Here is an 11,502-nt window from a genome sequence, read left to right on the forward strand (position 1 = left end):
GTAACTAATTTGAGGAGCGATAGGTCCATGAGTGTTTTTGATTTAGCTGATGATAATGTCTCTGATAACGCTGTAATCAAGGTTATTGGTGTTGGTGGTGGTGGCGGTAATGCTGTCCGTTATATGTTGGAAAATCGCTTAGAAGGTGTTGAGTTTATTTGTGCAAACACGGATTCAAAAGCGTTAGTAGGTTTTGAGACAGGTGTTTCTTTACAGCTTGGTTCGACAATTACTAAGGGGTTAGGTGCTGGTGCAAACCCAAGTGTCGGTCGCGATTCCGCTTTAGAGGATGAAGAAAAAATAACTCAACTGATTTCCGGTGCCGATATGGTATTTATTACGGCTGGTATGGGGGGCGGTACAGGTACGGGTGCTGCTCCTGTTATTGCTAGGGTAGCTAGAGAGTTAGGTATATTGACGGTTGCCGTTGTCACTCGTCCATTCCCTTTTGAAGGTCGTCGTCGGGCAAGGGTAGCTGATGAAGGGGTTCGCGAGCTAAGAGAGAATGTTGACTCTCTAATTATCGTACCTAATGAGCGTCTGTTGCCTGTTTTAGGTAAAAATATTTCTTTGTTGAAGGCCTTTGGTGAAGCAAATAATGTTTTGTTTAATGCCGTTCAGGGGATAACGGACTTAATCATGCGACCAGGTTTGATTAATGTGGATTTCGCCGATGTACGTACTGTTATGTCTGAAATGGGTATGGCAATGATGGGGACTGGCACCTCTACTGGTGAGGACCGTGCTCGAGTTGCCGCTGAATCGGCAATTCACAATCCGTTACTTGAGGATATTAATCTTAAAGGTGCTAGAGGTGTATTGGTAAACATCACGGCTAACGAAGAGGTTGGGCTTTCTGAATTTACAGAGGTTGGTTTAATCATTGAAGAGTATGCGTCTGAAGATGCAACTGTGGTTGTAGGGTGTGCAATTGATCCTAGTGTCGGCGACGAAATGAGAGTGACGGTTGTTGCAACAGGTTTGGAGCGTTCAGAAAGTTCTGTTGTAGACTCTGCTTCAGCATCCTTAAACAAGGTTGTGGGCGACACTGTTGTGTCCTCTGTTTCAAGTGCATCAGTTGCACCTGTTAGTGATGTTAAATCTGTTATTGCTCCTAAAGTGGTTAGTGAATCTCCAGTTCAGGTATCTGCCCCAGATTCTGAAAAGAATGACTCTGATGGTAATGCAAAGTCGACTTCCTCCGATGAAAAGCTCTCTTATTTAGATATTCCTGCTTTTCTGCGTCGACAGGCGGATTAAACAAAGTAAGCAATGTGCAAAGTTTGCATTGTTGTTTGTGTAAAATGGGTTAAATTGTTATTATAATGTTTATATTTTAGGTCTTTTTAATTGTAGGAAAGCAATGATACGTCAGCGAACCCTTAAAAATATTATTCGCGCTACAGGAGTTGGTCTGCATTCTGGCGAAAAAGTATACTTGACTCTTAAGCCAGCTCCAGTTAATGCAGGTATTATCTTTGTTAGAACTGATTTAGAGCCAGCGATGGAAGTTCATGCAAATGCTGAGGCTGTAGGCTCTACAAATTTAGCGACAGCTCTATCCAGTAATGGCGTTACCGTTAGTACTGTTGAGCATTTGCTTTCTGCAATGGCGGGCTTGGGAGTTGATAATGCTTATGTGGAAGTAAGTGCAAGTGAGTTGCCTCTTATGGATGGGAGTGCGAGTCCGTTTGTATTTTTGCTGCAATCGGCTGGTCTTGAAGAGCAAAATGCTTACAAGAAATTTATTAGAATTAAAAAGCCTGTGGTTGTTAGGGATGGAGACAAGTTTGCCTCTTTAGAGCCTTACTCAGGATTTAGGTTGTCATTTTCAATTGACTTTGATCATCCAGCGATTGGTGAAGATGTGCAGTCTACGGTTGTTGAGTTTTCAACAACGTCTTTTGTCAAAGAAATAAGTAGAGCTAGAACGTTTGGTTTTATGAAGGATTTAGAATACTTCAAAAATAACAATTTAGCTCGCGGTGCAAACATGGAAAATGCCGTTGTTCTTGATGAATATCGTGTCTTAAATGATGAGGGCTTGCGCTACCACGATGAGCTTGTTAGGCATAAGGTTCTCGATGCTATTGGTGATTTGTATTTGTTGGGGCACAGTTTGATTGGCGAATATAAGGCGAACAAATCAGGTCACGCGCTTAACAATGCATTGCTAAGAGAGCTGTTGGTTCAAGAGGATGCTTGGGAATACGTCGTTTTTGAAAGTGAAAGCCAACTATTGCCTATTTCGTATTCTGAGCCTGTTACGGCTTAGTTTCTCGTATTATAAAAACGGTAAAAGGCTGAGCATTGTGCTTGGCCTTTTTTTTGTGTCTGTTTTCTTGAATATATTATGTTTTGTCTATATTGATCTGATAGACTCTAGTAATTATTAATTGGCGGCGTTGAATTTAAGATGTTAGGAAATGTCATAAAAAAAATTATCGGTACTAAGAATGACCGAGAAGTGAAACGATTTAAAAAAATTGTTAATCAAATTAACCAGTTTGAAGCTAGTCTTGTCGATTTGTCTGATGATCAGCTAGCAAAAAAGACGCTTGAATTTAGGGAGAGATTCTCTTCGGGTGATACTTTAGACTCCATGATGCCTGAAGCATTCGCAGTAGTTAGAGAGGCGAGTAAGCGAGTTATGGGTATGCGCCATTTTGACGTGCAGTTAATCGGCGGTATGGTCCTTCATGAAGGCAAAATTGCTGAAATGCGAACAGGTGAAGGTAAAACGCTGGTTGCTACCTTAGCTGTTTATTTAAATGCTATAGCTCAAAAAGGCGTTCATGTTGTTACTGTGAATGATTATTTGGCGAAAAGGGATGCGAACTGGATGCGCCCTTTGTATGAGTTTTTAGATATGTCTGTTGGTGTTGTTCATTCTGGACAATCTAGGGAAGAAAAGCGTGCTGCGTATTTAGATGATATTACTTACGGAACCAACAATGAGTTTGGCTTCGATTATTTACGCGATAATATGGTTTTTAAACTGGAAGATCGAGCTCAGAGAGATCCTTTTTTTGCTGTAGTTGATGAAGTTGATTCGATTTTAATAGATGAAGCTAGAACGCCTTTGATTATTTCAGGTGCTGTTGAGGATAGTTCTGAGCAATATCGAAAAATTAACATGCTAGCGCCTCTACTAACTAGGCAGGATGAAGGTGAAGATGCTGAAAGTGGGCACTACACATATGATGAATCACAAAGAAACATAGAGCTTACAGAAAGTGGTCATACTTTTGTTGAAGAATGGCTTGTTGAGCAGGAAATGCTATCGGAGGGCGATAGTTTATACGCGGCCACTAATCTCACTTTACTGCATCATGTTCACGCCTGTTTGAAGGCATATGTGATTTTTCAGAAAAATGTAGATTATGTTGTTCAGGAAGATCAAATTGTTATTGTGGATGAGCATACCGGTAGGACAATGCCTGGTCGTCGTTGGTCAGAAGGGATTCATCAGGCCGTTGAAGCAAAAGAAGGTGTGACAATTCAAGCGGAAAGCCAAACCCTTGCATCAACAACGTTCCAAAACTACTTCAGATTATATGAAAAGCTTTCTGGAATGACGGGTACTGCTGACACTGAAGCATTTGAATTTCAACAGATATACGATTTAACTGTTGTTGTTATTCCAACCAATAATGCTGTGCAACGTAAAGATTATAATGACCTTATCTTTATGACAACAGAAGAAAAATATGCGGCGATCGTTAAAGATATTTTAGAAAATGTTGAGTTAGGGCGCCCATTACTTGTAGGTACCGCTTCAATTGAATCTTCAGAGCTGTTATCTGATCATTTGGAAAAACAAGGCATTAAGCATAATGTACTAAATGCAAAACAACACGATAGGGAAGCTCAAATTATTGCTGAGGCTGGCCGTCCGGGAGCCGTTACTATTGCTACCAACATGGCTGGCCGTGGTACGGATATTGTACTTGGTGGTAACTTGCAGGTTGAAATTACTCAATTGGGTGAAAATGTACCTCAGGAAAAAATAGATGCACTTAAGCTTGAGTGGCAAACAAGGCATGAGGCTGTTTTGGCGTCAGGTGGTTTGCATATAATTGGTACTGAACGACATGAATCTCGTCGTATAGATAATCAATTACGAGGTCGTTCTGGTCGTCAAGGTGATGTGGGTTCTTCACGCTTCTATCTCTCTTTAGAAGACAGTTTAATGCGAATTTTCATGTCTGATCGTATTAAAAACATGATGAAAGCGCTTGGGATGGAGAAAGGTGAGGCGATTGAGCATAAGATGGTTTCTAATGCCATCGAAAAAGCTCAGCGTAAGGTTGAAGGACGCAACTTCGATATGCGTAAACAATTGATTGAATACGATGATGTCGCAAATGATCAAAGGCAGGTGATTTATAATCAGCGCTTTGAAATGATGAAGTCTAGTGATTTGTCCATGGTTATTGTTGGTATGCGTGAAGAGATTGTTGCGGGGGTTATTGATGAATTTATTCCGCCACAAAGTGTATTTGATCAATGGGATTTAGCTGGTTTAGAAGAAAAGATCCTTCAAGACTTTTCATTGAGTTTGCCTATTCAGCAATGGGTATCAGATGATAAGCAACTCTACGAAGAGCCTTTACGAGAAAAAATTCTGACGGCCTTTCTTGATGACTATACTGAGAAAGAAAGTGTTGCTGGAGCAGAGTCTATTCGTATGTTTGAGAAGCAGGTGCTTCTTCAGGTCTTGGATTCACTATGGAAAGAACACCTTCAGACAATGGATATGTTGCGTCAAGGTATTCATTTACGAGGGTATGCTCAGAAGAATCCTAAACAAGAGTACAAAAGAGAATCATTTGAACTATTTCAAAACTTACTTGAGCAAATTAAATTTGACGTTATTCAGATTGTAACTCAAGTTAAAGTTCAATCACCTGAAGAGTCTCAAAAAATTGAGCAGGCTCGCAGGGAGTATGAAGAGAAGATGAAATTAAGTGCTTCTCATGCGTCTCCATCAGGAGCACTTGATGCGCCAGAGAATTCGCAAAAATCAGATTCTGACTCAGAAGATCTAACCGTTCCTAAGGTTGGTCGGAACGAAGTTTGCCCATGTGGTTCTGGTAAAAAATATAAACATTGTCATGGTAGTTTAGTTTAGATTGGAGTTTTATTAATGGCTGTTGGTGAATCTAAGTTTCCAGAAATTCCTTTAATTGATGGTGTTCGTATTGGCTACGCCAAGGCGGGTATAAAAAAAGCAAATCGTAAAGACGTTGTGCTTTTTGAGATTTGTGAAGGGGCATCTGTTGCGGGTGTTTTTACATTGAACGCATTTTGTGCGGCACCAGTAACCTTGTGTAGAGAGCATTTGTCAAAAGCGCCTGCACGTTTTTTACTCATTAATACTGGCAATGCTAACGCAGGTACCGGTGTTAAAGGCATGAGCAATGCGCAAAAATCCTGTGCTGCAGTGGCCGAAATTGCGGCTATAGAACCGGCACAGGTTTTGCCGTTTTCTACGGGTGTGATTGGTGAGCCGCTTCCGATTGATAAGTTGTTGTCTTCGTTACCTGAGGCTTTTAGTCGTCTTTCTTCTGGGAAGTGGCTAGATGCTGGGGAGGGTATTATGACAACAGATACTCGTCCTAAGGGGGCCTATCGCTCTTGTGAATATGAGGGGTTGTCATTTAACTTGGCAGGTATTTCAAAAGGCGCAGGCATGATTCGACCAAACATGGCGACGATGCTCGGTTTTGTGGCCACTGATGTTGCTATAGATCAGAGCCTACTTCATGAAATCCTCAAAGATGTGGTTAATAAGAGTTTTAATCGAATAACTATTGATAGTGATACCTCCACAAATGACTCCTGTATGTTGATTGCAACGGGCAAAGCAGGTAATGAAAAAATAACTGATTTGAGCTCGGATTTTGCAAGGTACTTTATTGAGCAGCTTACCTCTATTATGCAAGAGCTCGCTCACGCTATTGTAAAGGATGGCGAAGGCGCAACTAAGTTTGTTTCAGTTGAGGTTGCAGGTTCAGAGTCAAAAGAGGATGCAACAAAAGTGGCTTTTGAGATTGCGCATTCTCCTTTGGTTAAGACGGCACTTTTTGCATCTGATCCTAATTGGGGGAGAATTCTTGCTGTTGTGGGGAGGGCGGGGCTAAAGTCATTAGACGTTTCAAAAGTAGCGATATTTATTAATGATGTTGAAATTGTGAAGGAAGGTGCGCGTTCTGATTCATATACTGAGGAGTTGGGTCAATCGGCTATGTCACCAGAAAATATTCATATAAAAATTGATCTTGGTCTAGGGCTGTCTTCGGATATTGTTTGGACTACAGATTTGTCCCATGATTACGTAACCATAAATGCTGAGTACCGTACCTAATGATTATTGATGTAGCCGCCGGTGCCGTTGTAAGGGATGGTTTGGTGTTTGTGGCTTTCAGATCTGATCTTAAACATCAAGGTGGGCTGTGGGAGTTTCCTGGAGGTAAGTGTGAACTGTCCGAGGCAGCTGATTTGACTTTAAGAAGAGAGTTGAAAGAAGAGATTGGTGTTGTCGTTACCTCGCAAAAATACGTCTTTTCTGTTGAGCATGACTATGGAGATAAAAAAGTACGATTGCACTTTTATATTGTCGATGGTTTTGAAGGAGAGCCCTATGCCGCAGAAGGGCAGCTAGTGAAGTGGGTGTCTCTTGATCAGTTGTCAGACTTAAATTTTCTAAAGGCGAATCAAGAGTTTGTAAGTTTTTTGCAAAATCAGTAGTATACTTTAGTGTGCGGGTTAAATTAAAAAAGCGCATTAGCGCTTTTTTAATTTAAAATATTGCTAAGCAGTTCCCTGACTGTGTTTGGGTCAAATGGTTTGTCGCAAATAGCATCTACTCCAGCTTGCGCTATATTGGCTAAATGAGATTCGTTTGACTCAGAGCTTACCATTAATACGGGGATTTGAGCTAGCTCAGGGGTCATTCGTATTAATTCAGTTAATTCCCGGCCATCCATTTCAGGCATGTTATAATCTGTTATTACTAGGTCATATTGTGTGATTTCAAGAAGAGAGATAGCATCTTTTCCGTTCTCAGCTTCATCAAACTGTTCGATTCCCATACTCATCATGGTTCTCATAATGTGCTTTCTGGCAAGACGGCTATCATCTACTACTAGTACTTTTAAGTCTTTTGGATCGAAAAATTCAAGATCAATGTCTGTATTGCTAATGTAAGATGTAGTTGCCTTAATGGCTCGAGTTAGGTCTTGGCTATCAAAAGGTTTGGGTAAAATGGCCAACACGCCAGATTGGCGTAAGCTTTCTAGATAGACCTTGTTACGTTCGCTTGAAATTAACATGAAGGCTTGTCCTTCAGTCTCTGGGTTGTTTCTGATCTTTTGTAGTAGGTCGTCAGCCGTGCCATCGGGCAAATACATAGAAGAAATGATGAGGTCGGGAGAATGTTCTTTTAGGATATTAATCGTGTCATTGATATTTGATGCCTCTTCTATATTGTTGATGCCAGCGCCAGTCAATGATCTAGTAATTAACTTTCTTTGAACGTCCGAAGGTTCGATAAGTAAAACGGATAGATCTTGGGTAAAGATTTGATTTGCCATTTATTTTCTCGTATTCAATATTCTATAGTTTTGATTGAGGTTATCATAAAGTTAATAAATAATGTTTACTGTTTTGTTTGTAAAATGTATTTCTACAGAGCGAGGGTGTTTAAATGGCGATGGCTAGTGCATGTCATATATTGGTAAAGACTAAAGATGAGGCCAATAAATTAAAAGTGAGATTAGATAAAGGAGAAGACTTTTATCAGTTGGCAAAAAAACATTCTACTTGCCCTTCATCTAAAAAGGGGGGAGATTTGGGGGAGTTTAAACAGGGGGATATGGTTAAGTCATTTGATCAAGCTGTGTTTAAAGGTCCGTTGTTAAAGGTTCAGGGTCCAATAAAAACCCAATTTGGGTTTCATTTAATCAAGGTGTTGTACCGTAATTAGTTATATTTATCGTTAAGAGAGGTTTTTGTGTTTAAAGCTATTAAAGTAACTGAAAATTATTATGTATCGCCACAGATTTTTCCTGAAGATTTGCTAGAAATAAAGAAAATGGGTTTTGATTCAATTATAAATAATCGTCCAGATGGTGAATCAGAGGATCAGCCAGTAGGTGAGGAGTTGAGGGAGGCGATTGAAACTGAAGGGTTTACATATTATAAAAACTCAATTGTATTGACAAACTTGACACAGCGTGAAGTGGATTTGCAGGCTGGGTTTTTAGCAACCTCTAAAAAAACGTTAGCGTTTTGCAGAACGGGGACTAGATCATCAGTCCTATGGGTCTTAAGTGAGAATCGTAAAGGGAAAAACTTTGATGATTTAGTTAAGTTTGTCGAATCTAAAGGTGTTGCTTTAGATCGCTGCATGGAGATTATGCAAAAAAATAAAGTTGATTAAGTTAATTGCTGGAGACAGATTTATTGGTGAAAGGTCTAATCAACCCTAAATTAAATTGTGATCATTAGTTAGTTAAATTAGTACCAAGGTACAGTAGTTTTTATGCCGCAGATAACCTATTTTATAGAGTAATTAAAACTCTTCGAAGGAATAGGTACAAATATGAGTGACAATCAGCTTTCATTTGCAACATTAGGTAATGCAGTGGGTTTTGTGGTTCAAGCGAGCGGGCAGGTTCGTGTTCAGTCAATAGATGGACAAGAACGAACGATTAATGTTGGTGATCCAGTATTCTATGGTGAGTCAATAACCTCAGCTGTAACTGGTGCTGCAATTATTGAATTTATTGATGGTTCTCAGATCGTTATAGAAAGCGATGCCTTTGTTGAAATAACGGACGAAGTGTTCTCTTTAGACGAAACTGAAGAGTTAGTAGCTGACTCAGCCGCCGATGTTGAAGCATTGCAGCAGGCCATTTTAGCTGGGGTCGACCCGACGTTAGTACAGGAAGCTCCTGCCGCTGGTGACCAAGCACCTGCCGATGATGGGGGGTTAGGTGACTCGGCATCAGTTAGTAGAACAGGCGACTTCTTTCTTCCTGACTATGGTTATGATACATCTGCGAGATCGTCAGAAAATAATGTAAATATAGTTAATGAGCCAAATCAAGTAGCGGTAGCTCCGACGCCAACACCGACTCCAGCGCCAACACCGACGCCAGCGCCAACACCGACGCCAGCGCCAACACCGACTCCAGCGCCAACACCGACGCCAGCGCCAACACCGACGCCAGCGCCAACACCGACTCCAGCGCCAACACCGACGCCAGCGCCAACACCGACTCCAGCGCCAACACCGACGCCAGTGCCAACACCGACGCCAGTGCCAACACCGACGCCAGTGCCAACACCGACGCCAGTGCCAACACCGACGCCAGTGCCAACACCGACGCCAGTGCCAACACCGACGCCAGTAGCACCTTCAATTACTTTAGGAAATGATATTTCCGTTGATGAATCCCAGGGTACAGTGACTATTGTTGTTACTAGAAGTGGTGACCTTTCTATAGCTTCTTCAGTAGACTTTACAACTGTTGATGGAACTGCTTTAGCAAGTGATAACCAGCAACTAAAAGATTATGAAGCGCAGCAAGGGACGGTTGTATTTTCTGTGGGAGAGTCAACTAAGACGATTACAATCAATATTGTCAATGATAACCTTTTTGAGGATTTAGAAAATTTTTCTATACAATTGAGCAATCCTGTAAGCGCCTCAATTGTTGACGGTGAGCAATTAATAACAATTGTTGATAACTCAGAAGACACCGTATTGGTGAGCTTAACCGGCCCAGGTTCGGTCGTCGAAGGGGAAACCACAACCGATTACACCGTGTCCTTGGACACCGCGGTACCGGCTGGCAAGTCTGTGACCGTGAACTTAAGCTACACAGGCACCGCAACCGACGGCACCGATTACACCGGTCAAACCAGTGTGGTGGTAACGGGGCCAGCGAGCACGGCGACCTTTACGTTAGCGACCTTAGACGATGCGTTGGCGGACAATGGTGAAACCATCATCATTGACATCGATTCCATTGTGGACACAGACGGCGCGTTTGAAGCGATAGCGGAAGACACCAACGCCAATCAAGTGACGACCGTGATTAACGACCAAACCGGAACCGATAATCCTCCGGGCACAGAAGATACTGTGTTGGTGAGCTTAACCGGCCCAGGTACGGTGGTTGAAGGGGAAACCACAACCGATTACACCGTGTCCTTGGACACCGCGGTACCGGCTGGCAAGTCTGTGACCGTGAACTTAAGCTACACAGGCACCGCAACGGATGGAACGGATTACACCGGTCAAACCAGTGTGGTGGTAACGGGTCCAGCGAGCACGGCGACCTTTACGTTAGCGACCTTAGACGATGCGTTGGCGGACAATGGCGAAACCATCATCATTGACATCGATTCCATCGTGACACAGACGGCGTTTGAAGCGATAGCGGAGACACCAACGCCAATCAAGTGACGACCGTGATTAACGACCAAACCGGAACCGATAATCCTCCGGGCACAGAAGATACTGTGTTGGTGAGCTTAACCGGCCCAGGTTCGGTGGTTGAAGGAAACACAACCGATTACACCGTGTCCTTGGACACCGCGGTACCGGCTGGCAAGTCTGTGACCGTGAACTTAAGCTACACAGGCACCGCAACCGACGGCACCGATTACACCGGTCAAACCAGTGTGGTGGTAACGGGGCCAGCGAGCACGCGACCTTTACGTTAGCGACCTTAGACGATGCGTTGGCGGACAATGGAAACCATCATCATTGACATCGATTCCATGTGGACACAGACGGCGCGTTTGAAGCGATAGCGGAAGACAGCACGCCAATCAAGTGACGACCGTGATTAACGACCAAACCGGAACCGATAATCCTCCGGGCACAGAAGATACTGTGTTGGTGAGCTTAACCGGCCCAGTTCGGTGGTTGAAGGGGAAACCACAACCGATTACACCGTGTCCTTGGACACCGCGGTACCGGCTGGCAAGTCTGTGACCGTGAACTTAAGCTACAGGCACCGCAACCGACGGCACCGATTACACCGGTCAAACCAGTGTGGTGGTAACGGGGCCAGCGAGCACGGCGACCTTTACGTTAGCGACCTTAGACGATGCGTTGGCGGACAATGGCGAAACCATCATCATTGACATCGATTCCATTGTGGACACAGACGGCGCGTTTGAAGCGATAGCGGAAGACAGCAACGCCAATCAAGTGACGACCGTGATTAACGACCAAACCGGAACCGATAATCCTCCGGGCACAGAAGATACTGTGTTGGTGAGCTTAACCGGCCCAGGTTCGGTCGTCGAAGGGGAAACCACAACCGATTACACCGTGTCCTTGGACACCGCGGTACCGGCTGGCAAGTCTGTGACCGTGAACTTAAGCTACACAGGCACCGCAACCGACGGCACCGATTACACCGGTCAAACCAGTGTGGTGGTAACGGGCCAGCGAGCACCGCGACCTTTACGTTAGCG

At 43.2% G+C, this 11,502-nt stretch carries 11 protein-coding genes; 10 read left to right on the forward strand and 1 reads right to left on the reverse strand.

Annotation, left to right across the window (positions count from 1 at the left end; all coding sequences use genetic code 11):
• The first annotated feature begins 27 nt into the window (after positions 1 to 27).
• The 5 genes from ftsZ (at position 28) to IEZ33_RS07910 (ending at position 6,753) form a co-directional block, all read left to right on the forward strand.
• The gene (gene ftsZ, locus IEZ33_RS07890; RefSeq protein ID WP_191603132.1) at positions 28 to 1,260 is read left to right on the forward strand and encodes a cell division protein FtsZ; all 1,233 of its coding nucleotides are present in this window, start codon (positions 28 to 30) and stop codon (positions 1,258 to 1,260) included.
• A gap of 103 nt (positions 1,261 to 1,363) precedes the next feature.
• On the forward strand, positions 1,364 to 2,275 hold the full coding sequence (lpxC, locus tag IEZ33_RS07895) for a UDP-3-O-acyl-N-acetylglucosamine deacetylase (RefSeq protein ID WP_191603133.1): 912 nt from the start codon (positions 1,364 to 1,366) through the stop codon (positions 2,273 to 2,275).
• 141 nt (positions 2,276 to 2,416) lie between these two features.
• The gene (secA, locus tag IEZ33_RS07900; protein ID WP_191603134.1) at positions 2,417 to 5,134 is read left to right on the forward strand and encodes a preprotein translocase subunit SecA; all 2,718 of its coding nucleotides are present in this window, start codon (positions 2,417 to 2,419) and stop codon (positions 5,132 to 5,134) included.
• Positions 5,135 to 5,149: 15 nt separating this feature from the next.
• Positions 5,150 to 6,370, forward strand: coding sequence for a bifunctional glutamate N-acetyltransferase/amino-acid acetyltransferase ArgJ (gene argJ / locus IEZ33_RS07905; protein ID WP_191603135.1), 1,221 nt, complete (start codon positions 5,150 to 5,152; stop codon positions 6,368 to 6,370).
• Positions 6,370 to 6,753 carry a (deoxy)nucleoside triphosphate pyrophosphohydrolase gene (locus IEZ33_RS07910; RefSeq protein WP_191603136.1) on the forward strand — a complete coding sequence of 128 codons (384 nt, stop codon included), beginning with the start codon at positions 6,370 to 6,372 and terminating at the stop codon, positions 6,751 to 6,753. Before argJ ends, IEZ33_RS07910 begins: the two co-directional genes overlap by 1 nt.
• 47 nt (positions 6,754 to 6,800) lie before the next feature.
• Here the strand turns inward: IEZ33_RS07910 and IEZ33_RS07915 are convergent, their stop codons facing one another.
• A complete protein-coding gene (locus tag IEZ33_RS07915) occupies positions 6,801 to 7,598 on the reverse strand; it encodes a response regulator transcription factor (protein ID WP_191603137.1) in 798 nt (265 codons plus the stop codon).
• Between the two features lie 113 nt (positions 7,599 to 7,711).
• Between IEZ33_RS07915 and IEZ33_RS07920 the strand changes: the two genes are divergently transcribed.
• The 5 genes from IEZ33_RS07920 to IEZ33_RS07940 all read left to right on the forward strand — a co-directional run bounded on the left by IEZ33_RS07920 (position 7,712) and on the right by IEZ33_RS07940 (position 11,500).
• On the forward strand, positions 7,712 to 7,990 hold the full coding sequence (locus IEZ33_RS07920) for a peptidylprolyl isomerase (RefSeq protein ID WP_191603138.1): 279 nt from the start codon (positions 7,712 to 7,714) through the stop codon (positions 7,988 to 7,990).
• Positions 7,991 to 8,017: 27 nt separating this feature from the next.
• Positions 8,018 to 8,446 (forward strand): protein tyrosine phosphatase family protein, encoded by a 429-nt coding sequence (locus IEZ33_RS07925; RefSeq protein WP_191603139.1) that lies wholly within the window; start codon positions 8,018 to 8,020, stop codon positions 8,444 to 8,446.
• Between the two features lie 162 nt (positions 8,447 to 8,608).
• Complete coding sequence (locus IEZ33_RS07930) at positions 8,609 to 10,480, forward strand: retention module-containing protein (RefSeq protein WP_191603140.1); 1,872 nt, start codon at positions 8,609 to 8,611, stop codon at positions 10,478 to 10,480.
• Between the two features lie 5 nt (positions 10,481 to 10,485).
• Positions 10,486 to 10,740, forward strand: a complete 255-nt coding sequence (locus IEZ33_RS07935; protein WP_191603141.1) for a hypothetical protein — start codon at positions 10,486 to 10,488, stop codon at positions 10,738 to 10,740.
• Between the two features lie 334 nt (positions 10,741 to 11,074).
• On the forward strand, positions 11,075 to 11,500 hold the full coding sequence (locus tag IEZ33_RS07940; RefSeq protein WP_191603142.1) for a hypothetical protein: 426 nt from the start codon (positions 11,075 to 11,077) through the stop codon (positions 11,498 to 11,500).
• The last annotated feature ends 2 nt before the right edge of the window (positions 11,501 to 11,502 follow it).

The sequence above is a fragment of the Marinomonas algicola genome, from assembly GCF_014805825.1.
Taxonomy (GTDB): Bacteria; Pseudomonadota; Gammaproteobacteria; order Pseudomonadales; family Marinomonadaceae; genus Marinomonas; species Marinomonas algicola.